The sequence below is a fragment of the Nocardia sp. NPDC019395 genome (genome assembly GCF_040632335.1).
Classification (GTDB): Bacteria; Actinomycetota; Actinomycetes; order Mycobacteriales; family Mycobacteriaceae; genus Nocardia.
Genome location: NZ_JBEYBT010000001.1, coordinates 1,840,814 through 1,863,441, shown reverse-complemented (window position 1 = coordinate 1,863,441; position 22,628 = coordinate 1,840,814). Strand labels below are relative to the sequence as shown.

Sequence of the window (22,628 nt, the reverse complement as noted above, 5' to 3'; positions counted from 1 at the left end):
ACGACCTCGCGAAGGTCGAAGACGAAAGGACGGAATATGACCACCAACCTCGACCTGAACTGGTTGATCTCGGTCGACGACCATGTCCTGGAGCCGCCGAACGTCTGGGTGGACCGCGTGCCCCGCAAGGACCGCGACCGCGCACCGCATATGGTGACCGAGGACAGCGGGATGGACTATTGGGTATATGACGGAAAGAAACTCCCCAGCTCCGGCCTGAGCGCCGTCGTGGGCAAGGCCAAAGAGGAATTCAGCCCCGAACCTGTGCCCTACAGCCAGATGGCGCCCGGATGCTACGACGCCGCCGCGCGGGTGGAGGATATGAACCGTGCGGGAATCCTTGCCTCGCTGTGCTTCCCGTCGGTGACCCGATTCTGCGGACAACTCTTCTACGAGGCCGCGGACCGGGACTTCGGGTTCACCTGCCTGCAGGCCTACAACGACTGGATGATCGAAGAGTGGTGCGGGTCGGCACCCGGTCGCTACATCCCGCTCGTCCTGATCCCGCTGTGGGATCCGGAGCTGGCAGCAAAGGAAATGGAACGTTGTGCCGCAAAAGGTGCCACCTCGTTCGCGTTCTCGGAGAACCCGGAACCGCTGGGCCTGCCGACAATCCATGACCCGAACGGGTACTGGGAACCGGTCATGGCGGCGGCGAACGATCTGGAGATGGTTGTCTCGATGCACGTCGGGTCGTCGTCGACGCTGCCCCAGATCTGCTCGGACGCACCGTTCATGGCCAATCTCACCTGGGGAGCGACTCGAACCTCGGGAACAATGCTGTCGTTCCTGTTCAGCGGCCTGTTCCAGCGCTATCCGAAGCTGAAGATCGCGCTGTCGGAAGGCGAGGCCGGCTGGGCCCCCTACTTCCTGGAGCGGGCCGAACAGGTGCTCGACAAACAGCGCCATTGGGTGAAGCGCGGCCAGTCCTTCGGTGATCACGCCGGCAGCGGCGCTGTCGACCTGGACAACCTCGACCTGCGCGCGGACTTCCGCGACCACATTCACCTCTGCATCATCGACGACGCCCACGCCATCGCGAGCCTCGGTGAGATCCCCGAGGACAACCTGATGTGCGAAACCGACTACCCGCACTCGGATACCACATGGCCCGATTCGATCCAGGTGATCAAGAACCGGATCGATCACCTGCCGGCGGAAACCCAGTACAAGATCCTGCGCGGCAACGCCGAGCGGCTCTATCGGTTCACGCCCGCCGAACCACCCGTCCTGACGCGGGCCTGAGGGCGACCCGGCCGAGGCCGCTCCGCCGAATCGAGTCGGGCCACCGGTGCGCTGCACCCGGTATCGAACGAGGAAGGAATGTGACACAGCGATGTTGCTGGACGCGAAGAGCGCCGTGGTCACCGGCGCGGGGTCGGGTGTGGGGCGCGCGACTGCCCTGCGATTCGCCGAGGAAGGTGCGCGCGTGGTGTGCGCCGATATCAGCCCGGAGCGGGTCGGGGAGACCGTCGCGCTGATCGAGAAGGCCGGTGGGACAGCTGTGGCCGTATCGGCCGATGTCGCCGAGGAAAGCGATGTGGTGCGCATGCTCGGTGTCGCGGTCGAGCATTTCGGCCGGTTGGACATTCTGTTCAACAATGTCGGAATTCCCACCCCGCGGCTGGGGGCACTGCTGGAGGACCATACGGTGGCCGACTTCGAGCGGTTGATCGCGGTCAACTTGCGCGGAGTCTTCCTCGGCTGCAAACACGCGGTGCTGCGCTTCAAACAGCAAGGCGGCGGCGGAGTCATCCTCAACACCGGATCGGTGGCGGGTCTCGTCGGCTGGGGCGGGTCGGTGTACGGGGCCACCAAGGGCGGTGTGCACCAACTGACCCGTGCCGTCGCGATCGAGGGCGCGCCCTTCGGAATCCGCGCGAACGCCCTCTGCCCGGCCGGTATGCCGTACACCGGTTTCTTCGCCGCCGGCGGTCTCGGCGACGGGGCGGGCCCGTCGGAAGAGATGGTGCGGCAGACGGGCGCCCAGCATCCGCTCGGAAACCCGATCACCGCCGAGGACTGCGCGGCGGCCGCCGTCTATCTGGTGTCGGATTCGGCTGCCAACGTGACCGGGGTACTGCTCCCGGTCGACGGCGGATACGTGGCGAGGTGACTGCCGATGTCCGAAACGCATGTACTCGATCGTGCGCGGATCCGGGAACTGTTCGATCTGCGCAGCAGCTACAACCAGCGCATGGGCGGTGACTTCGGCGTCGACCCGTACCCGATCTGGCGGGAACTGCGCGAAAGCGGCCCGGTACACGAAGGCACGGTGCATGCCCTCACGGGCTATCCGGGCGAGGCGTTCTTCCAAGGACTGCCCGAACCCGGCCGGCCGCACTACTCGGCATTCAGTTATGCCGCGCTGGACACCGCGTACCGTAACCCCGCGGTATTCGCCTCCGCTCCGGATACCGTCGATCCCACGGGTGGCGCCGACGTGGCCAACAGCATGCTGAGCATGGGCGGTGACCAGCACCGGCGCTACCGGTCTCTGGTGCAGCGCTCGTTCGTCCCGGGGCGTGCCGGGTGGTGGATCGACAATTGGATCGACGATACGGTCCAGACGCTCATCGACGGCTTCGCCGGCGACGGCCACGCCGAGTTGAATGTGGACTTCTGCGCGGCCATTCCGGTGCTCACGATCACCGGCAGTTTCGGGATCCCCGTCGCCGAGGCACTCGAGGTCCGCGCGGCCATGCACGATCCGCCGGAGATCGTGCGGCGGCTGGCGCCCATCGTCGCCGCCCGCCGCCGGGAACCGCGGGACGATCTGATCAGTGTGCTGGTGCAGGCCGAGATCAGCGAGCCCGACGGCAGCACGCATCGGCTGTCCGATGCCGAGATCTACTCGTTCGCGCTGCTGCTGCTCCTGGCCGGGTCGGGGACGACCTGGAAACAGATGGGTATCACGCTCACCGCCCTACTCCAGCGACCGGAACTGCTGAAACAGGTCGAGGCCGACCGTTCGCTGCTGCGTCCGGCGATCGAGGAGGCGCTGCGGTGGACACCCACCGACCCGATGTTCTCCCGCTATGTCACCAGAGATATCGACTTCCACGGCACATATCTGCCCGCGGGGTCGGTACTGCATCTGTGCGTGGCAGCGGCCAACCGCGACCCCGAGCGCTGGGAGCAGCCGGAAGAATTCGATATCACCCGCAAGATCCGCGCGTCGTTCGCGTTCGGCGGCGGCGCCCACACCTGCCTGGGTATGCACCTCGCCCGGACCGAGATCAGTACCGCGATCGGCGCGCTGCTCGACCGCCTCCCCAACCTGCGCCTGGACCCCGACGCCGAACCACCCCGCTTCATCGGAATGTACGAACGCGGTGTCACCGAGATCCCCGTACTCTTCGGATAGCAAGGACAGCTCATGCCCGATAACGAACCTGGTTACGCCGCACCCGATCTCGGCCTGGTCGGCGCGAACCATATTGCGCGATACCGCGAAACCGACGGTGCGGTGGGCTATGAATGGAACGGCGTCCCGACCCTGCTGCTGACAACGACCGGACGCAGGAGCGGCGCACCGCGCACTTGCGCTCTGATTTTCGGCCGCGATGGGGACGACTATCTCGTCATCGCGTCCAAGGGCGGCGCACCGGCACACCCCGAGTGGTATCTCAACCTCGAGGACCACCCGCGGGCGGAGATCCAGGTGCGCGCCGAGCGCGTCCCGGTAGTCGCGCGGACCGCGAGCGGGGACGAGCGGTCCCGGCTGTGGCAGATCATGGCCGAGCAGTGGCCCAACTACGACGTCTATCGAACCCGGACGGACCGCATCATTCCCCTCGTGGTGCTCTCTCCGGTGTGAGAAAGGCGGAAATCGTTGTGCCCGGCGGCAGTTCAGCCCTCGGGAGATTGCGGCTTCGCGGTGTAGCGCATACCGAGCGCGTTCACCCAGATTCGTGTGAGTTGCTCGGTGGCGGTGTCCAGATCGAAATCGTTCTCGGTATTGAACAGGTGGTCGGTGAAATGCGCGACCATGCCCCCGAGAGCTTGGGCCGCGTAGGCGGGTTCGATCCCGGTGTCGGCCTCGCCCGATTCCTGGAGCAGGTGGATCCGGCGTTCGATGGCCTGTGCGAAAGCGTTCTGCCGCTGCAGCCGGATATCGCGGACCTCGGCGTCGATGGTGGAGACCTGGTGGATGACACTCATGATCTTGGCGTTGGCGCCGTAGACCCGCAGGTAGTGCTCGTTGGCCAGGCGGACGCGCTGCACCGGGTCGGTGTCCTCGGGCGCGGGCTCGGTGGTGAGCAGCTCGACTTCGACCGAATCGGCCACCTCGGTGAAGATTTCCTCCTTGGTGACGAAGTAGGTGTAGAACGAGCCGTGTGAGATACCGGCAGCGGTGCAGATATCGGTGATCCGGGCGTGGATGAAACCGTCGCGTTCGAAAACTTCTTTGGCAGCCTCGAGCAGCCGGCGCCGGGTCTCGCGGCCCCGGTAGGTGCGGCCGGTGCCACGTCGCTTCTCCGGTTCCGTGGCGCCTCGGCCACGGCTGGCATTGGAGATGGCCGGCCTACGGCCGGTGACTTTCGGCATCGGTGTCCTTTCTCGCGGGGTGATCGGTGACATCGCCACTGCGATCGTGCCGGACCGGACCGGACCTGACCGGTGCGGTGCGGCGCGACCACCCGCAACGGCCGACTATAGCGACCTCGATATCGGTGTCGTTTTTTGCGATCAGACGGCCGGTCGAGTCATCGCCGTTGAGCGGAACGGTCAGGCACGTGACCCGCGGCGCTCGGACCCTGCGTCGAGGAGTTCTTCGATTCCGACAATTGCCGACGATATGATCCTGGCGTCAACGACAGTGACGCTGCGCACACCTCCCACACCCTACGGCGGAATCGCACGACCACGCTGGGTCGGCGCTCCGGTCGGCAATACCGTGAACCGGAAGGGGCGATTGTATGCGGGGAACGAAACAGCAAGAGCAGGCGGCGGCGCGGGCGCACGAGCTACCCGGCGCGAGCCTGGAGCACCCGTTCGGTCCGGACTGGGACGTTTTCAAAGTCCGTGGAAAGGTCTTCATGCTGATCACAGAGGTGACCGGCGAGCCCATGGTGATTGTGAAGGCCGAGCCGGGGGAGGCGAAGGCGCTGCGGGAGTCCTTCGAGCACATCACGCCGGGTTATCACATGAACAAACAGCACTGGATCACGTTGACCCCGGGTGACGATATCGATGCGACGCTGGTCCACGATCTGGTGACGGAGTCGTACCTGCTGGTCGTGGAAAAGCTTCCGAAGGGCCGGCGGCCGGTGGACCCGAGCCGATTCGTACGAGGCGAACGATGAAGTCCGCCCGCCGTCAACTGTGAGCCGTGGTAATCCGGCAGCGCCGGCCTGTTCCGGAGACTCTCCGGCCGGGGCTCCGCTCACCGGTCGGATATCAGTCCGCCTGGGTTGCCGAGCCGAGCAGCTCCCGGACCCGATTGGCGACCCGGATGAATTCCGGCTGCTCCATCGTCGTGGCGTAATCCCGGTGCGCGGGCAGGTCCACGTCGAGCAGTTCGATGATCCGGCCCGGCCGCGGGCTCATCACTACCACCCGGTTGGCCAGGTAGACGGCCTCGGCCACCGAATGGGTGACCAGCAGGACCGTTGTACCCGTTTCCCGCCAGATACGGTGCAGCTCGATATTCATCCGTTCCCGGGTGAGCGCGTCCAGTGCCCCGAACGGCTCGTCCATCAGCAGCACTTCCGGTTCGTGCAACAGGGCCCGGCACAGTGAAACCCGCTGCTGCATACCGCCGGAGAGTTCGTGCGGCAGGGCGTTTTCGAATCCGCCGAGCCCGGTCATCTCGATGAGGCGCGCGCATTCGGCCTCGGCCGCCCGTTTGTTCAATCCGCGCATCTCGGCTTGGAGCAGGATGTTCTTGCGGACGGTCCGCCATTCCAGCAATGCCGCGCGCTGGAATACGTAGCCGATATTGCGCTGTGGCCCGCGTACGGGGGCACCGCCGAGTTCGACGCTGCCCCCGCTCGGATCGGTGAGGCCGGCGACCACCTTCAGCAGCGTCGATTTACCGCAGCCGGACGGCCCGACGATCGAGACGAATTCGCCTCGGCGGACCTGTAGCCCTACCTCGTGGAGCGCGGTGACCTCGCCGCGTTTGGACGAGAACCGTACGGTCAGGTCCGCTACCGAGACGGCGGTATCGGTGCGGGCGAGAGTGTCTGTGGGTGTGTTCATATCGTCACCTGTTCCGGTCACGGCTTGCCGGTGGGGGCGAACGTCGATTCCCAGTACTTGGCCGGGTCCTCGGCTTTCCCGAGGAGGCCGGCACCGCTGAGGACATCGACGGTGGCGCGCCAATCGGCTTCGGAATTGGTGCCCGGCGCTTTACCGGCGGTCTCCGATGTGCTGAGCAGCGGGATGGTCTGCTGCCACTGCTCGAGCAGCACCGCCTGCGGCGGCAGTTGCGGATCCTTGCCTTCCATCGCCGCGACCGCGGCCTCCGGGTTCGCGACGGCGGCGGCGAAAGCCTCGCTGGTCGCATCCATCATGGCCTGTACGAGCTCGGGCGAGGATTCGATGGTGGCCTGGTTCGCGATCAGCCCGTTGCTGAAGAAGCTCAGGCCCTGATCGGAATACCGCAGATAGCGGACCTCTTTTCCGCTCTTGTTCGCGATGGTGGGGCCTTGGTCGTGCGCGAATCCGATGAGCCCGTCGACGCGACCCGAGAGCATCGCCGACATCTTGCCCGCCGAGTCGAGGCTCTGCTGGGTCACCTGATCCGCCGGAACGCCGGCTTTGTCGAGATAGACCGGGAACGTCGTGGTCGGTGCGTCGCCCGCGGAGACGGCAATGGTCTTACCCGCCAGATCTGCCGGTGTCCGGATATTCGAATCGGCGAATACCTGTACTGCCGACGGCGTGGTCTGGAGGAATACACCGACACTTTTGATCTTGACGCCCTTGTCGATATTGCTGAGGACGGCCGGGGTGTCGGCCCAGCCGAAGTCGGTCTGCTTCGAACCGGTGGCCTGCGCGGTCTTGGTGGAGCCCTGGCCGGCCGAAATCGTCAGATCGATCCCGTGCTCGGCGAAAATACCTTCCTGCACCCCGTAATAGAACGGGGCGTGCTCACCATAGGGGTACCAGTTGAGCATCAGCGATACCGCGGTGGTCTCCCCGTCGGTGCCGGGGTCCTTCGCCTGGGTGCTTCCGTCCCCGCATCCGGTCAATACCAGGAGCGAGGCGGCCGCGGCGGCGATCGTCGTGAATGTGCGAGTTCGGAATTTCATGGGAGTTCTCCAGCTGTGGCACTGAGATGGGTGTTCGGCAGGCTCATGCCGCGCCGACGGCCGAAGCCGTGGATCGGCGCGAGGCGTGCCAGGGAATAAGGAACTGTTCGGCGATTTCGATGATCGCGAACAGGATGATGCCCAGCATGGACATGATGATGAGGGCGGCGAACAGCATCGCTGTGTCGATATTTCCGTTGGCTTGCAGGATCACGTAGCCGAGCCCTTCGTTCGCGCCGACGAACTCACCGACGACAGCGCCGGTGACCGCGAGGGTGGCGGCGATTTTGAGACCGGACATCAACTGCGGCAGCGATGCCGGGAAACGGACCTTGACGAACGTCTTCCAATTGCTCGCGCCCATGGTGGAGGTGAGCTCGAGTATTTCGGGATCGACCGAGCGCAGCCCGGCCATCCCGGCGATGACAATCGGGAAGAACGCCATCAGAACGGCCACGAGGATCTTGGGGCTGGTGCCGAACCCGAGCCACACGATGAACAGCGGTGCGATCGCGATCTTGGGGATGACCTGCGCGAAGAGGATGAGCGGATACATCGTTCGCTCGACACCGCGGGAGTAGATCATCACCAGCGCGACGGCTTCGCCGATCAGCGCGGCGATAACGAAGCCGGCCACCGTTTCGTAAGTGGTGACCCAGGTGTTCTCGAGTAGGTACGCCGAGTTGTCGGCCGCGGTGCGCCAGGTGTCGGCCGGCGACGGCAGAATGTACGGCTCGACGAATTCGAACTCGGTGACGGCCCACCATGCGACGACGAGCACCGCCACCAGGGCGAGCGGCCGCCATATGGTCGACCACAGTGTGGATGGGGATGGGAGTTTCCGGCGCCGAGTACGAACGGGTCGCGTTGTTTTCGGTGCGGAGGAACCGGCCTCGACGGATGTGACTACCGCCATCTGGAGTCCTAAAGCTAGTAGTGGAGCGGGGTTCGCACTACACCCGCCGGGAATGCGCTTTCCGACGCTGGAATCGAGGCTAGTGTGACCGGACACACAGTGTCAAGGGTTCGGCGTTGTCTCAGGTCGGGCCTGTCGCAAAACGCTGCTGTCGCGCAGGATCACGCGGCCGGGCGCGAATTCGTGGGCCTGCGAGGCTGTCGCCGAGTCGTCGAGTGCGAGCGCGACGGCCTTTTCGCCGATCTCGACCAGCGACAGTGCCACCGTCGACAGGCTGGGCACATGGTCGCGCAGTGTCGGGATATCGTCGAACCCGGCGACGCAGACATCATCGGGCACCGTGAGGCCGAGTTCACGCCATGCCGCGATCGCGCCGATCGCCATAACATCGCTGACGGCGAAAACGCAGGGCGCGATGCCGCCGGCCTGTCCAGGCCGCAGATCCAGCGCGGCGGCGAGGCGGCGGGCGGCGCTGAAACCACCGTCACGGGAGAAATCGCCCGCGATCTCCACCAGCGGTGTCACCCCCTGCGCCGCGAGAGTTTCGACGAAGCCGTTGCGCCGGTCGACAGCGGTCCGGATATTGCCCGGACCTCCGATAACGGCGAAATCCCGGTGCCCCTGCCCGAGCAGCGCCTGCGCCAGTTGCGCGGAGGCCGCGTGGTTTTCGGGCTCCACGGCGGCGCCGAACGGTAGCGGCTGCCCGATGACGACCACCTTGCCGTCGTTGTCCAGATATCGCGCGCAGTCCTTTTCGAGATCGCGGTCGAGATCCCCGCTCTGGCGCGAACCCGCCAGGATGATCGCATCGGCGCGGTGCGAGATGAAGGTGCTCACCGATTCGCGTTCGATATCGAAATCGCGTTGCGTACTGGACAGCAGAACGAGTTTGCCGGCTCTGCGCGCGGCCGCCTGGACGCCCTGCACGATAGAGGAGAAGTAAGGGTCGGCGATATCGTGTACGACGAGTCCGATGAGGCCCGTCGAGGACCGCGCGAGGGCCTGGGCCTGGGCATTTGCCACATATCCCAATTCGGCGGCGGCGGCGCGAACCCGGTCGGCGACACCTTCGCCGGGCACCCGTGACGAGCCGTTGAGGACCCGGGACGCGGTCGCCTGGGAGACGCCCGCCCGGGTCGCGACATCTTGCAATCTCACAGCCGCCATGGCCTCGTGCCTCGTTCTCTCGTGTGCGTGGGGTTGACCGGACTTCGCGACTAGCATAGCTTGGAAAGCGCATTCCGACGCTGACCTGTTCACTCGCCAGGTGTGGGTCCATCCGCACCTCCCGCGACCCATTCCGCGGTCGTCAGCCCGCAGATCAGAAGAGGCACCCAGCCATGCCCGATTCCACTCCGCAGCGCACGCTTCGTATCGCCATGAACGGCGTCACCGGACGCATGGGCTACCGCCAGCACCTGTTGCGCTCCATCCTGCCGATCCGCGACGGCGGCGGGCTGCGGCTCCCGGACGGCAGCCGTGTCCACGTGGAGCCGATCCTGGTCGGCCGCAATGCCGCCAAGCTCGCCGAACTCGCCGAACGACACGGGGTCGCCGAATGGAGCGACGACGCCGCCGCCGTGATCGCCGATCCGTCGATCGACATCTACTTCGACGCGCAGGTCACCTCCCGCCGCGCCGAGGCGCTGGCCCCGGCGATGAAGGCGGGTAAACACGTCTTCACCGAGAAACCCACCGCCGAAACACTGACCGAGGCCGTCGAACTCGCCAGGGTTGCCGCGAACGCCGGCGTCACCGCGGGAGTCGTCCACGACAAGCTCTACCTACCCGGCCTGGTGAAGTTGCGCAGGCTGGTCGACGAAGGTTTCTTCGGCCGGATCCTCTCGCTGCGCGGCGAATTCGGCTACTGGGTATTCGAGGGCGACGGCCAGCCCGCCCAGCGACCCAGCTGGAACTACCGGTCCGAAGACGGCGGCGGCATCGTCGTCGATATGTTCTGCCACTGGAACTATGTACTCGAGGGCCTGCTCGGCAAGGTCGAGGCGGTTACCGCGAAGGCGGCGACACACATCCCCACGCGATGGGACGAACAGGGCAAGCCCTATCCGGCCACCGCCGACGATGCCGCCTACGGGATCTTCGAAATGGAAAACGGCGTGATCGCACAGATCAACTCGTCGTGGGCTGTACGCGTGTACCGCGATGAGCTCGTCGAGTTCCAGATCGACGGAACGCACGGTTCCGCCGTCGCCGGTCTGCGCAAATGCGTCGCCCAGCATCGTTCGCACACTCCGAAACCGGTCTGGAATCCGGATCTCCCGGTCACCGAGCCGTTCCGTGACCAGTGGTTGGACGTGCCGGCCAACGCGGATCTGGACAATGGATTCAAACTGCAGTGGGAGGAGTTCCTCACCGACGTGGTGAACGGCCGGCCGCACCGCTACGGAATGCTCTCCGCCGCACGCGGGGTGCAACTGGCCGAACTGGGACTGCGCAGCTCCGCCGAAGGCCGCCGGATCGAGATCCCGGCGGTCACGCTGTGACCGCCGCATCCACGGGTGTATCGGTCGTACTGCCCGTCGACGGCCGGCTCGAACCGTACGTTCTCGGTGTCCCGGGCGCGTGGACGCGGCCGCGGCGACCCATCACCTCGCGTGTGGCTTTCGCTGCCGCGCATGTGGTTCCGCGCGCCACGGCGGACAACACGCCCGGCGCGTCCGCCGCCGTCGACTGGGACGCGACACTGGCCTACCGGCACGAACTATGGTCCTACGGACTCGGTGTCGCCGATGCCATGGACACCGCACAGCGTGGAATGGGCCTCGATTGGCAGGCGAGCGCGGAATTGATCCGGCGATCCGGAGCCGAGGCGGCATCGGCCGGCGGCCGGCTGGCCTGCGGAGCCGGAACCGATCAGCTCGACCTCGCCGGACTCCCCGCGGGACCGGCCGGACTCGCCACTATCGTCGACGCCTATCGCGAGCAGATCGACGTGGTCACCGACGCCGGAGCCCAGGTGATCTTGATGGCTTCGCGGGCGCTCGTCCGGGTCGCCCGATCGGCCGCCGACTACGTATCCGTCTACGAGAAGTTGCTGGCCGGCGTGGACCGGCCGGTGATCCTGCACTGGCTCGGCACCATGTTCGATCCCGCACTGCACGGGTACTGGGGCAGCCCCGATATCGATACCGCCACCGAGACCTTCCGCACGCTCATCGAGAACAATCGATCGAAGATCGACGGAGTGAAGGTCTCACTGCTCGACGCGGCACACGAGATCGCGTTGCGACGCGCGTTGCCCGATGGTGTGCGGTTGTACACAGGCGATGATTTCAACTACCCGGAGCTGATCATCGGTGATACGCACGGGCATTCCGACGCACTGCTCGGCATCTTCGCGGCGATCTATCCCGCCGCGTCCACCGCGCTACAGGAAATCGACAACGGCAATGTGACGCGTGCGTCGGATATCCTCGGCGCCACACAGGCACTCGGTCGCCATATCTTCGCCGCACCGACCTACTACTACAAGACCGGTATCGCGTTCTTATCCTGGCTCAACGGCCAGCAAGCGGGTTTCTCGATGGTAGGCGGGCTGTCCACAGGCCGTTCCGTGACTCATCTCGCCGAATTGTTCCGGCTCGCGGACAAGGCCGGACTCTTGTCGGATCCGGAACTGGCCGCGCACCGCATGCGAATCTACCTCGAACTGAACGGATTGACATCATGACTTCTGTTGCGGCACAGCAGAGTGCCTTCGATCCGGCCGATCCGTTCCGGTCGCTGTCGCTGAATACGGCGACGACCAAGCGGTGGACCCTGGCCGAGGCGGTGGACGGTGCCGCCCGGGCGGGGCTGGGCGCGATCGGGCTGTGGCGCGATCGGGTCGACGAAATCGGCGCCACCGCCGCGGCGAAGATCGTCGCCGATGCGGGGTTGCGGGTGTCCAGTCTGTGCCGCGGCGGCTTCCTGACCGAGCCGGGCGACGGGCGGGCGGCACTCGACGACAACCGCCGCGCCATCGACGACGCGGCGACACTGGGCACGCGGGAACTGGTGATGGTGGTGGGCGGTATGCCCGACCGGGACCTGGCCGGCGCGCGGGCGCGAGCGGACGAGCGGCTGGCACTACTGGTCCCGTACGCGGCCGAGCGCGGCATCCGCCTCGCCCTCGAGCCGCTGCACCCCATGTTCTGTGCCGACCGGGCAGTGATTTCCACACTGGCACAGGCATTGACGATGGCGCGCCTGCATCCGGCGGAGACCGTGGGTGTTGTGGTCGACACCTTCCATATCTGGTGGGATCCGGCCCTCGAAGAACAGATCGCGCAGGCCGGTGCCACCGGACGGATCAGCTCCTACCAGGTATGTGACTGGCTGAACCCGATGACCGCCGATCCACTGCTGTCCCGCGGCATGATGGGTGACGGCGTCATCGATTTCACGACCATCGGCCGGTGGGTCCGCGCCGCCGGTTACCGCGGTGACGTCGAGGTCGAGATCTTCAATGCGGATATCTGGGCCGGTGACGGCGGGGAAGTGATCGAGACGATGAAGCAGCGCTACCGCGATCTGGTTCTTCCTGGCCTCGTGGACTGAACCGGAAGGGGACCCTGGTGTCGACCGCCGTACACTGTCGATCCCAGTGGAACACAAGGAGATATATGGTCAACGGTAAGGACCTGGAAGCGCTCCAGCGAGATGTCCGATACCTGATGGACCGGACAGAGATCCTCGATTGTATCGCCGGTCATGCACGCGGCTGCGATCGCCATGATCCCGATCTGGTGACCGCCGCCTATCACCACGACGGAATCGATGAACACGGTGCTGCGGTCAACCCGGGGCCCGGCTACGCCGAATGGGCCAATCGGACGCATGCGGAAACATCGCTCGTTCATACTCACCACGTCACGACGCATACCTGCGATATCGACGGTGACACCGCGCACGCGGAAAGCTACGTCCTCGTCGTACTGCTCGGGCTCGACGGCCGCAGCGCCCAGGTGATCGCCGGCCGCTACCTCGACCGGCTCGAACGCCGTGACGGCCGGTGGCGTATCGCGGTACGGCGTTCCACCGTCGAGACGATGTTCGGTGCGGACGCGTCCGTGCTGCAATCGAGCTTCTTCAAGAAAGCGGGCTACCTCGTCGGTACCCGCGACGAATCCGACCTGTCCTACCAGCGCCCGCTGTCCATGGAAACCCCGGCCCCGGAGCGTTGGTGAGCCGGGGCCCGCGGCGGCACGGTGATCGTTCGGAGACCTGTAGCGTCACTTCGCTCCTGCGCCATCGCCGTGCGTGGCCGCCGATATCAGCCCCGCCGTCGCGTTATGCGCCGTATCCGCCGTCGATCCTCAGCACTGCGCCGGTGACGTAGGAGGCCTGCGGGCCGGCGAGGAAAGCGACGCCGGCGGCGATCTCCTCCGGCCTGCCGTACCGAGTTCTTTCCCACGCGTCGTCTGCCGGATACTCGGGCACCGGCCGAAGAGCTGCCGCGATCGTCGGCGTGCCTCGAGAACTGAATTAGGATCGAGGTGGTGAGCACTCCGTTGCCAGATACGACGGTCCGATCGGATTCGCGTACTCTTCCCAGACCTCTGCGGGCATTCGCGATCACTACGACGATCGTCTCCGTGCTGCTGGTCCTCTTCGCCGTCCCGTGGTGGACGTTGGTTATGTCCGGAACCCAGTGGCCGGCACCCGTGGTCGCACTCGGGACAGCGGCCTTCGCGATCACTCTCGTGGCTTTACCCGTGATGCTGGTATCGAGCCACGGCCGCCGCCATCTCGACTGGGCAGGCGTGATCGGCGACTCCATCCTGGGAATCGTCTGGGTGCTCTTCGCGTGGTCGGTGATCGGCACGATCGCGCGGCTCGTACTCGCCGTCGTGGGCGTGGAGGACCCGGTTCGCTCACGTGCGGTGGCCACGGCGGTCGTTCTCGTGACCGCGGTTCTCCTGATCTGGGGCAATCGGGAGGCCATGCGAATTCCCCGAATCGCGCATGTGGACGTCACCCTGCCACGACTCGGCCGGGGCCTGGACGGCATCAGGATCGTCGCCGTCACCGATACCCATTTCGGTCCGATCGACCGGACGAAGTGGTCGGCCGGAGTCGCTGCGGCTGTGAACGAATTGCGTCCCGATATCGTGGCCCACGTCGGTGATATCGCCGATGGCCCCGTGGAGCGACGACGTGGGCAGGCGGCCCCGCTCGCCACCATGGACGCCGGGCTCGCGAGGGTCTATGTCACCGGCAATCACGAGTACCTCGGGGAGGCGCAGGGCTGGCTCGACTACATGGATTCGATCGGTTGGAAAACCCTGCACAACGAGCATATTGTCGTCGAGCGCGGCGGCGACCGCCTCGTACTCGCGGGCGTCGACGACGCCACCGCGAAGTCGGCGAAACTGACTGGTCACGGCGCGAACTTCGACGATGCCCTGGCGGGAGCCGATCCCGGGCTTCCGGTGCTCATGCTCGCGCATCAACCGAAACAGGTCTTCGAGTCCGTGGCCGCCGGTGTCGACCTGCAGATCGCGGGCCATACCCACGGTGGGCAGATCTGGCCGTTCAACTTCCTGGTCCGTCTCGATCAACCCACCGTTCACGGGTTGAGCCGCCACGGTGCACGGACTCAGCTGTACACCAGCAGGGGTACGGGTTTCTGGGGGCCTCCGTTTCGTATCTTCGCGCCCAGTGAAATCACGGTGATAACACTTCATTCCGCTTGACGTCATCGGACGCATCCGGGCCCGATCAAGAGTGTGCAGGCCGGTCGCGGACGACACGAACGGCCGCACGACCCGAGCCCGATATACCGCTGTCCGGAGGGTTCGTTGTCCGAGGTTCTCCGGGTACCTGACGGAACCCGTTGGTGCGGCGGCTCGGAACCCGTACGCTGGTCCGGCGAATATGGGTCAGTGTGGGAGGAAAAACGTTGGGCCGCAAGGAGTCGCGGGAAGAACGGGACGTTTCGCCGGAGAATCGCGAAATGATCCGCAACAATATGCGAGAGGAGCTCGGTATCCCCTCGACCTTCGAGGATGCCGCACCGGAGGATTTCACGGCGTGGTTGTCCCGGGTCGAGAACATGATGGAGAGAATCCCGGGGGAGAACCGGCGGCCGTTCGCCGTCACCGACGGCAACGGGGTGACCGATGTTGTCGGGGATGCGTATCTGCTGCGGCGGCTCGCCGATATCCGCAAGGAACTGCAGGCCGGGTTGAGGGACACCCTGGCGCGACGTGAACTCGACCGGATCCAGTATGTGGCCGAGTCCGCGATCCATGACCCGGTGGCCAGGCAGATGGTCGCGGATCAGATCCTGCGGGCACAGGAAGTGGTGGCGAAGTCCTCGGTGGCCGAGGATGCGAGGGATACAGCGCTGGAGATCGGATTGCGGAACGTGGTTCAGGATTTGCGGCAGCGCCGCTCGGGGACGCGGTGGTCATTGTTCCAGCGGGAACCGATCGCTGTACTCATCGGCGCGTTCCTGCTGGTGGGGTTCAGCGCCGTGATGGTGGTCGCGATGTTCACGGATACGGAAGTGCCGGAGATCGTCATGAACATGATCCTGCTGATCCTCGGATTCTTCTTCGGGCGGTCGGCGGTGGGCGGTCGAGCGGAGAGCTGAACCCCCACTGGGTGGGGTTACCGCGCCGATCACTCTGGAAGTGGAATGGGGCGGGACCGGCGATTTCGGTCCCGACGGTGAACGCCACGCCGGATTCTCGGCGACGGGCACCGTCGAACGGTCCGATTTCGGCGTCGGCGGCCCGCTGCCCGGCATGTTGAGTTATGCCGTGAAGATCGAACTGGAGATCCAGCTGATCGAACCGCGCTGGCGGATCGCTCGCCGGGCGCGGGTCTCAGTGCTGGCCGTTTTCCGTGATCCACGCGGCGATCTGGGCGCGCGAGGTATATCCGAGTTTGGTCAGGATATGTTCCACATGGCTCTGGGCGGTGCGCTGGGAGATCACCAGCTTCGCCGCGATCTGCTTGTTGCTGAGCCCCTGGGCCACCAGATCGGCGACCTGCCGTTCACGTTTGGTCAGTGAACCGGCCGCGCCGGACCCGGCCGCCCGGCCGGAGTCCGGTGCTCCGAGGGCGTACGCGACGGCGGCCTCCATTTTCATGGCCCGGCCTCGGCGATAAGCGGCCTCGAACTCGCGGTTGCCCAGGGCACGGCGCGTCTCCTGCTCACAGTCCTCATGGAAACTCAACAGATTGTGGAAGACGGTCGTCATCCGGGCTCCCGCCGGCCACAACCCCTGTGCGGCTCCCATCAGCACGGCCGCGCGTTCGGCATCGCTACGGACGTCGACAGTCCAGGACAGCGCCTCGAGGCAGAATACGGTGATCACCGTGCTGTTCAACCCGCTGTTCACGCGCAGCGCTTCCTCGAGCAGTTGCCGGCCGCGATCCGGCGCGCCGTGCTGCCACTCTGTCACTGCCAGGCCGCGCAGCGCCGCGGCGCGATGCAGAACCTCCCCGCGCGGCTCGGTAACCGACAGCACGTCCCGGTAGAGTTCGCCGGCGCGGTCTGTCGCGCCGCTCAGCTCATGCGCCCAGGCGAGCAGGGTGAGTGCGCTCATCCTGAGCTGGCCGGTCGGATCCGACCCGGTCAGTTCCACCGCATGTTCGAGCCGGTCACGGGCGCGGCCGGATTCGGCGCCGGAGAGCGCGAGCAGACCTTCGGAATAGGCGATCTGCGCACGGGTCACCTGGTCCGGTTCGGTGGTGGCCAGTGCGCGCGCCTCCTGGAAGTGCGTCTCCGCCGCCGGGAATTCGCCGTGCGAGGCAGCCAACTTACCCGCGGCGCACAGGGCTTCGATACGCACCGGAACCGACTGTGTACCCGGCGCGGCGAGAAGCCGGTCCAGCCAGGATCGGCCCTCCCCGTACAGGCCGCGAAAGTTCCAGAACTCGTAGAGTCCCGCGGCGGTGCGCATACCCGCTTCGGCCGCGGCGGCGGTGCCCTCGGTCAGGCAGTACTCGAGTGCGTCGCGCAGGTTCGACTGCTCGCGTGCGAGACGCGCGATCCAGCGCGGCTGTTCCGCGCTGATCCAGCCGGCCGCGGCGTCGGCTATCAGGCGCTGATACCACTCGTGATGCCGCCGGCGTAGCTCCCGGAGCCGGCCGGCGTCCCGCAGTTCCTGCCGGCCGTAGTCGCGCAGCGTTTCCAGCATCCGGTAGCGCACGACGTCACCGGACTCCTCCCGGACCAGGACGGACTTGTCGACCAGCGAGGACAGCACGTCCAGCAGAATGTGCGGTGCCGGATCGACATCGCAGATCCCCTCGACGGCGTCCAGTTCGCAACTACCGCCGAACACCGAGAGCTGCGACCACAGTTCTTGTTCTACCGGGCTACACAGTTCGTAGCTCCAGTCCATACACAACCGCAGAGTCTGCTGGCGGGTGGGGGCGGTGCGGGCGGAGCGCGTGAGCAACGAGTACCGGTCGTTGAGTCGCTGCAGGATCTGCTCGGGCGACAGTGTGCGCATCCGGGCGGCGGCCAGCTCCAACGCGAGCGGAAGACCGTCCAGCCGTGCGCAGATCCCGGCCACTGTGCCCTTGTTGTCCTCGTCGAGCTCGAAGCCCGGTACCGCCGCGGCGGCCCGCTCGGCGAACAAGGTGACCGCGTCGAAGCGGGGCAGTCCCTTCAGGCTCGGTTCCCGGCCCGGATCGGGTACCGAGAGCGGCGCGACCCGGAGCACAGCTTCCCCTGCGATATTCAACGGTTCCCGGCTTGTCACGAGGATCCGCAGGTCGGGGCATATCCGGAGCATCTGCTCGTTCAATTCGGCCACCGCCTGCACCAGCTGTTCGCAGTTGTCCAGTACGAGCAGTGTGTCGCGGGTGCACAGGAACTGCACCAGTACGTCGATCAACGGGAGAGTCGATTCGTCCCGGACCCCCACCGTGGCCGCGACGATATCGACGAGTATCGCGGCATCGGATACATCGGCGAGATCGACCAGCCATACGCCGTCGGCGTAATCTCGCGTCACCTGTGCGGCGGCCCGCAACGCCAGCCGCGTTTTCCCGACGCCTCCGGTCCCGGTCAGGGTCACCAGGCGGGAGGTGGACAGGAGATTCTTCACCTCGGCCAACTCGGTCCGCCGGTTCACGAGACTGGTCAGCTCGAGGGGGAGGTTGCCGCTGCGATCCGGGAGGGTCCCCGCGCGCGGCCGCGGCACCGGTGTCGCCTCGTCGCGTACCGGGCGGTCCGGGGTATCGCGTAGCGCCATCGCACCCACCGAGTACCCGTGCCGCCGCTGTACTCCACGGGCCCGCTCGCCGAAACCGGCCGCGGAGGGACGTGCCGCTGGGTCTCTGTTCATTGCCGCTTCCGCCAGCGCCGAGACATCGCCGGCGATACCCTGTTCACGCAGGTCGGGCAGCGGTTGGGTGGTTATCCGCAAGAACTGGGCGACAACTTTCTCGCCGGTACGGCGTTCGTATGCCGCATGGCCGGTGAGCGCGCTGAACAGCGTCGCGCCCAACCCGTACACATCGGCGGCCGGCGTCGGAGTGCCACCCTCCAGTACCTCGGGTGCGGTGTACGCGGGCGACCCGGTCACCGTGCCCTCGGCCGTCCGGAACCCTCCCGCGATATGTGCGATACCGAAATCGGTCAGGGCCGGCTCCCCGTAGTCGGTCAGCAGAATATTTCCGGGCTTCACGTCCCGGTGCACGATGCCGACCTGATGCGCGCTCTCGAGGGCGCCCGCAATCTTCACCCCGAGTTGCAAAACCTCTTCCACGGGCAGCGGCCCGTTCCGGCGGACCCGACTCTCGAGCGAACCCGACGCGTAGTAGGGCGTCACCAGATAGAGACGCCCACCGTCGGTGACCCCTTGTTCCAGCACCGGGACGATATTCGGATGTCCGGTGAGGCGGCCCATCGCCCGCTGCTCACGGACGAAACGCGCTCGATTTCCCTCGTCCGAGTCGCCGGACAGGATCTTGACGGCCACTATCCGGTCCAGTGCCTGCTGGGTGCAGCGGTACACGACGCCGAAACCACCACGACCGATCTCCGCGGCCGCCGCGAAACCGGCCGCATCGAGTTCCGCTGCGACGGACGTCGTCGACTCCTGACGTGTTCGCAGCGGGTCATCGCCGGTCATGGGCGGAATACGATCCGTCGAGCATTTTTGGGGGCACTGGGCAACATTGCTGACCTCTCGCCACCACCAACTGTAGGCCTCGGCGGGGGGATGCGGGCACAGCCTGCTCCGGCAGCCGCGTAGACGACGCAGCTGCGGTTGCCCGGCCGGTCCGCGGGTCAGATCGGACGGGTGGACCGATCCGATTGGACCGCGAAGACCGGGAATCTGTCGCCGCACGGCGGTGCGCGGAACCGCACCCGGACCGGCCGGGGTCCGGGCGGTGGCACGTCCCCTTCGATCGTCGTATACACCCAGGGCCCCTCGTCGAGCTCGACGATCGCGATCGTCGTCGCCACCGGTTCGGCGCGGGCATGAGCCGCACACTGCACGATGCGCCAGCACACGATGGACCCGCCGCCGCCGGCCGCCGCCTCCTCGAAGTCATCCGACGAGCAGGACGAGCAGCGCGCCACCGGCGGAGCGAACAGCCTGCTACACGCCGCGCAACGGCGGATCATCAGTGCGTCCACCGGGCATCCCTGGTGGACCTCGTCGGTTTCTCGGATTCGGTCGGGAAGTCTCTGCAGCATCCACATGCCCTCGGTGTCCTGGTACTGGCGGTATCGGCTACCAGCATGGTCCGCACCGGCTCGGACCGCGTCGGCCGAATGGCCCGCCCTATACCTATTCGAGGAAAATGCCCGGTCAGCGGCCCGTGCTCAACGGTCGGACACTCTGGAGCGGTGGTGGGGCGCGCTCAATGATCCGAGGAAACGCCACGTGGCGCGCTCGTCCTCGTCTCCTCCCAGGTCCGTCTGGGTGATCAGCAGTTCGGTCGCCCCCGCGTCGATATACCGGCGTAGTTGTGCCTCCACCTCGGCTTCGGTGCCGATGACCACGAGTTCGGCCGCCGATGCGACCCCCTCACGGTCCAGGACCGAGCGATAGGACGGGATCGCGTCGTAGAACGCCATCTGTTCGGCGGCCCGGGCGCGTACCCGGTCGGGATCCGCGGTCACCACCACCGCGACCCCCGCGATCACGCGGGGCCGGGGGCGTCCGGCGGCACCGGCGGCCGCCTCTACCCGTGGCACGATATCGTCGCCGAGGGCGCGCGGACCCGCCAGGAACGGCACGATCCCGTCGGAGAGTTCGCCCGCCGCGGTGAGCGCCTGCGGCCCCATGGCGGCCACGACGATATCGGGGCCGTCGCCGCCCGCGACCGTGGCCGGAAGCGGTGGTGCGGCGGTGACCGTATCGCCGGTGAAATCGACGGTTCCCGTGGTGAGCACCGATCGCAGGACGGTCAGATACTCCCGCAGCCGGCGGATCGGCCGGTCCGCCGCGACACCGAACGCCGGTTCCTCCAGTGCGCGCGCACCGAGGCCGAGCCCGAGGGTGAAGCGCCGATGACTGGCGGCATGGGCGGTCTGCGCCTGGCTCGCGACCACGAGCGGGTGCCGCGGATTGATCGGAACCACCGAGGTGCCGATATGCAGTCCCGGAACGGCGGACCCGACCACGGCCGCGAGGGACAGCGAGTCGAAGTCGAAACGCTGGGCGAACCAGACCCGGTCTATTCCGGTCTGTTGCACGAAACGCGCGCGCTCGATGACATCGTCCACGGCATTCGCCGCCGCGGAGTGTGGGCTGAGTGCGATTCCGACCGGTGCGTTGAGTGCCATATCCGCCGCAACCCTCGGGGCGAGGAGTCGTATTCCGCCGCGTCGCGTTGCACTCACCGTGAATACGAAGCGTGACAGCAGGGCGTCGTTCTGCCAGATGAAGCCGGCCCGCGTGGCGGTGTGATTCCGGTGGTTGCCCCTCGCGTGGCGATGAGCGACCACCGGAACATGCCGTCGTCGGTACCGTACTTCTCGGTGCCTCGGCACCGAACACGGTCTGCCCGTAGGGTTTACATTGCGGACCGGATGCCGCAGGGGAGGTTGGGCGGAATGGATCACCGAATGTCGGTGCTGCAGTTGGACAAAGATACAGTGCTGCCGCTTGCGTACGAGTATGTGCCGGCGGAGAAGATGTTCCGAACAATGGGTTTCGTACGAACGCCGACGATGATGATCCCGTCGGTGGCCCACAGGGGGGCCGATACCCCGGGGCAGCGCGATCTGTTCTTGGCGAAGGTGCTGACCGGCCTCCAGGTCTCGCCGCGAGATATCCACCGGATCACCGCCGCGGCCGTTCATTCGACCGATCGAGGTTTCGGGGCCGAGTCCGTGCCCGGGATCGATTCGGGGACCGGCACGTTATCGGACGGCACGGAACGCGACGGTCTGCATATGCTCTGGCCGGGGGTGGTCCTCGGTGTGGTAGTCGGTGTGCTGGCCGGCTATATCGTCGCCGGCTGGGACGGCGTGGCGATCGGTGCGTTCGTCGGATCTTCCACCTTGTCCGAATTGTTTCCCGCCGGTTGGCGATTGTTCAGTCGCCGGAGCTATCTGACCATTCAGGACACGCTGGCCTCCGCCATGATCGCGGCCGGATCGGCCGTCGGGGCATGGCTCGGGTATGTGCTCGGCGGTGACGGCGGGCCGGGCCGGGCGGCCGGGGTGTTCCTCGGTATGAGTATCGGTGCCCTGGTGCTGAGTCTGCTCGCCACGACCTACAGTATGGTGCCGTTGCGGAATCGCGCGATGACGTGGTTCGGGCCGTTGATCGTCGGGGGTGTGACCTGGGCGGTGCACGCCGTATGGCACAGCCCGGTGGCCCTGGCGCTGGGTGTGATTATCGGCTTCGTCGTCGCGAGTATCGTGGCGCCGCTGGCCTTTCCGTTGAGCGACACACCGGCGCGCGGCTCATCCGGCGGGTGGTAGCCGGTTCGCACCGGGAGGTTCGGTGGTCGGTGCGATGCGCCAGGACGTGGTGCGAGCGTCGAAGGAGATTTCCCGCCAGCCCTCGGCGCGATCCGCTGAGTTGATGAGTTCGCTGAGGTCGCGGGCGTCTTCGGGGGAGAGTCGCGACGGCATCCGGATGATCATCTGCCGGTCGGTCACCACGACATCGGCGAGGTGGGAGACGCCGGTATCCGCGACGGGAGTGCGTCGCCGCAGGCGACGGAACATACCGGCCAGCTTGGGTACCGCCTGCTCACCCGACCTGGTGGCCATACCCTGCAGGAACGGGAGCAGGGCCGCGGTGGTGAGTCCGGTGAGAACGGCGTCGACCACTCCCGCGCGGCTACCGTCTCCATCCAGATCGCACTCCCAGCAATGGTCGGCCGTTCGCTGGTGGCCGCATTCCGGGCACGGGAACCGCTGGGATTCGGTGGTCATGATCGCCTCTCGCCGGCAGCCGGTGGATCCGTCCGGCAAGAATGCACCGATAGCGGCGCTACCGCAACAAGTTCGG

The 22,628-nt window shown here is 66.3% G+C and carries 21 protein-coding genes and 2 pseudogenes; 13 read left to right on the top strand and 10 right to left on the bottom strand.

Annotated features, from left to right (window positions below):
- Window positions 1-36 precede the first annotated feature (36 nt).
- From ABZ827_RS07560 to ABZ827_RS07545, 4 genes are all read left to right on the top strand, one after another.
- Window positions 37-1,245, top strand: a complete 1,209-nt coding sequence (locus tag ABZ827_RS07560) for an amidohydrolase family protein (RefSeq protein WP_357233819.1) — start codon at window positions 37-39, stop codon at window positions 1,243-1,245.
- 91 nt (window positions 1,246-1,336) lie between these two features.
- Entirely contained in the window at window positions 1,337-2,116 is a 780-nt protein-coding gene (locus ABZ827_RS07555) for an SDR family NAD(P)-dependent oxidoreductase (RefSeq protein ID WP_357233818.1), read from the top strand.
- Window positions 2,117-2,122: 6 nt separating this feature from the next.
- Window positions 2,123-3,367: a cytochrome P450 gene (locus tag ABZ827_RS07550; protein ID WP_357233816.1), complete on the top strand. Its 1,245-nt coding sequence runs from the start codon at window positions 2,123-2,125 to the stop codon at window positions 3,365-3,367.
- 12 nt (window positions 3,368-3,379) lie between these two features.
- Entirely contained in the window at window positions 3,380-3,820 is a 441-nt protein-coding gene (locus ABZ827_RS07545) for a nitroreductase family deazaflavin-dependent oxidoreductase (RefSeq protein ID WP_357233814.1), read from the top strand.
- 32 nt (window positions 3,821-3,852) lie between these two features.
- On the opposite strand, the gene ABZ827_RS07540 is transcribed toward ABZ827_RS07545, so the two are convergent.
- Window positions 3,853-4,551 carry a TetR/AcrR family transcriptional regulator gene (locus tag ABZ827_RS07540; protein WP_357233812.1) on the bottom strand — a complete coding sequence of 233 codons (699 nt, stop codon included), beginning with the start codon at window positions 4,549-4,551 and terminating at the stop codon, window positions 3,853-3,855.
- A 371-nt stretch (window positions 4,552-4,922) separates the two neighbouring features.
- Here ABZ827_RS07540 and ABZ827_RS07535 point away from each other — a divergent pair, with 371 nt between their 5' ends.
- Entirely contained in the window at window positions 4,923-5,309 is a 387-nt protein-coding gene (locus ABZ827_RS07535; protein WP_357233810.1) for an MmcQ/YjbR family DNA-binding protein, read from the top strand.
- 94 nt (window positions 5,310-5,403) lie between these two features.
- On the opposite strand, the gene ABZ827_RS07530 is transcribed toward ABZ827_RS07535, so the two are convergent.
- The 4 genes from ABZ827_RS07530 to ABZ827_RS07515 all read right to left on the bottom strand — a co-directional run bounded on the left by ABZ827_RS07530 (window position 5,404) and on the right by ABZ827_RS07515 (window position 9,345).
- Window positions 5,404-6,207, bottom strand: coding sequence for an ABC transporter ATP-binding protein (locus ABZ827_RS07530; RefSeq protein ID WP_357233808.1), 804 nt, complete (start codon window positions 6,205-6,207; stop codon window positions 5,404-5,406).
- A 17-nt stretch (window positions 6,208-6,224) separates the two neighbouring features.
- Complete coding sequence (locus tag ABZ827_RS07525; protein ID WP_357233806.1) at window positions 6,225-7,262, bottom strand: ABC transporter substrate-binding protein; 1,038 nt, start codon at window positions 7,260-7,262, stop codon at window positions 6,225-6,227.
- 43 nt (window positions 7,263-7,305) lie between these two features.
- Window positions 7,306-8,049, bottom strand: coding sequence for an ABC transporter permease (locus tag ABZ827_RS07520; RefSeq protein ID WP_357233804.1), 744 nt, complete (start codon window positions 8,047-8,049; stop codon window positions 7,306-7,308).
- Between the two features lie 231 nt (window positions 8,050-8,280).
- On the bottom strand, window positions 8,281-9,345 hold the full coding sequence (locus tag ABZ827_RS07515) for a LacI family DNA-binding transcriptional regulator (RefSeq protein WP_357233802.1): 1,065 nt from the start codon (window positions 9,343-9,345) through the stop codon (window positions 8,281-8,283).
- Window positions 9,346-9,518: 173 nt separating this feature from the next.
- On the opposite strand from ABZ827_RS07515, the gene ABZ827_RS07510 reads away from it, so the two are divergent.
- The 4 genes from ABZ827_RS07510 to ABZ827_RS07495 all read left to right on the top strand — a co-directional run bounded on the left by ABZ827_RS07510 (window position 9,519) and on the right by ABZ827_RS07495 (window position 13,367).
- Window positions 9,519-10,682, top strand: coding sequence for a Gfo/Idh/MocA family oxidoreductase (locus ABZ827_RS07510; protein WP_357233800.1), 1,164 nt, complete (start codon window positions 9,519-9,521; stop codon window positions 10,680-10,682).
- Entirely contained in the window at window positions 10,679-11,869 is a 1,191-nt protein-coding gene (locus ABZ827_RS07505; protein WP_357233798.1) for a dihydrodipicolinate synthase family protein, read from the top strand. The genes ABZ827_RS07510 and ABZ827_RS07505 overlap by 4 nt, the downstream gene beginning before the upstream one ends.
- Window positions 11,866-12,738, top strand: a complete 873-nt coding sequence (locus ABZ827_RS07500) for a sugar phosphate isomerase/epimerase family protein (protein ID WP_357233796.1) — start codon at window positions 11,866-11,868, stop codon at window positions 12,736-12,738. Before ABZ827_RS07505 ends, ABZ827_RS07500 begins: the two co-directional genes overlap by 4 nt.
- A gap of 65 nt (window positions 12,739-12,803) precedes the next feature.
- Window positions 12,804-13,367 (top strand): nuclear transport factor 2 family protein, encoded by a 564-nt coding sequence (locus ABZ827_RS07495; RefSeq protein WP_357233794.1) that lies wholly within the window; start codon window positions 12,804-12,806, stop codon window positions 13,365-13,367.
- Window positions 13,368-13,470: 103 nt separating this feature from the next.
- On the opposite strand, the pseudogene ABZ827_RS07490 reads toward ABZ827_RS07495, so the two are convergent.
- A pseudogene (locus tag ABZ827_RS07490) lies at window positions 13,471-13,581 on the bottom strand (SDR family oxidoreductase); the annotation flags it as partial.
- 158 nt (window positions 13,582-13,739) lie between these two features.
- On the opposite strand from ABZ827_RS07490, the gene ABZ827_RS07485 reads away from it, so the two are divergent.
- From ABZ827_RS07485 to ABZ827_RS07475, 3 genes and pseudogenes are all read left to right on the top strand, one after another.
- A complete protein-coding gene (locus ABZ827_RS07485; protein ID WP_357234588.1) occupies window positions 13,740-14,876 on the top strand; it encodes a metallophosphoesterase in 1,137 nt (378 codons plus the stop codon).
- Between the two features lie 260 nt (window positions 14,877-15,136).
- Entirely contained in the window at window positions 15,137-15,778 is a 642-nt protein-coding gene (locus ABZ827_RS07480; protein ID WP_357233792.1) for a hypothetical protein, read from the top strand.
- 40 nt (window positions 15,779-15,818) lie between these two features.
- Window positions 15,819-15,911: pseudogene (locus ABZ827_RS07475) on the top strand (hypothetical protein); the annotation flags it as partial.
- Window positions 15,912-16,013: 102 nt separating this feature from the next.
- Here the strand turns inward: ABZ827_RS07475 and ABZ827_RS07470 are convergent.
- The 3 genes from ABZ827_RS07470 to ABZ827_RS07460 form a co-directional block, all read right to left on the bottom strand.
- On the bottom strand, window positions 16,014-19,280 hold the full coding sequence (locus ABZ827_RS07470) for a protein kinase (RefSeq protein ID WP_357233790.1): 3,267 nt from the start codon (window positions 19,278-19,280) through the stop codon (window positions 16,014-16,016).
- A gap of 158 nt (window positions 19,281-19,438) precedes the next feature.
- Window positions 19,439-19,792: a zinc ribbon domain-containing protein gene (locus ABZ827_RS07465; RefSeq protein ID WP_357233788.1), complete on the bottom strand. Its 354-nt coding sequence runs from the start codon at window positions 19,790-19,792 to the stop codon at window positions 19,439-19,441.
- A 189-nt stretch (window positions 19,793-19,981) separates the two neighbouring features.
- Window positions 19,982-20,947, bottom strand: coding sequence for a TIGR03564 family F420-dependent LLM class oxidoreductase (locus ABZ827_RS07460; protein WP_357233786.1), 966 nt, complete (start codon window positions 20,945-20,947; stop codon window positions 19,982-19,984).
- A 270-nt stretch (window positions 20,948-21,217) separates the two neighbouring features.
- Here ABZ827_RS07460 and ABZ827_RS07455 point away from each other — a divergent pair, with 270 nt between their 5' ends.
- Complete coding sequence (locus ABZ827_RS07455; protein WP_357233784.1) at window positions 21,218-22,093, top strand: hypothetical protein; 876 nt, start codon at window positions 21,218-21,220, stop codon at window positions 22,091-22,093.
- On the opposite strand, the gene ABZ827_RS07450 is transcribed toward ABZ827_RS07455, so the two are convergent.
- Complete coding sequence (locus tag ABZ827_RS07450) at window positions 22,076-22,552, bottom strand: hypothetical protein (RefSeq protein WP_357233782.1); 477 nt, start codon at window positions 22,550-22,552, stop codon at window positions 22,076-22,078. The genes ABZ827_RS07455 and ABZ827_RS07450 overlap by 18 nt on opposite strands.
- Window positions 22,553-22,628 lie beyond the last annotated feature (76 nt).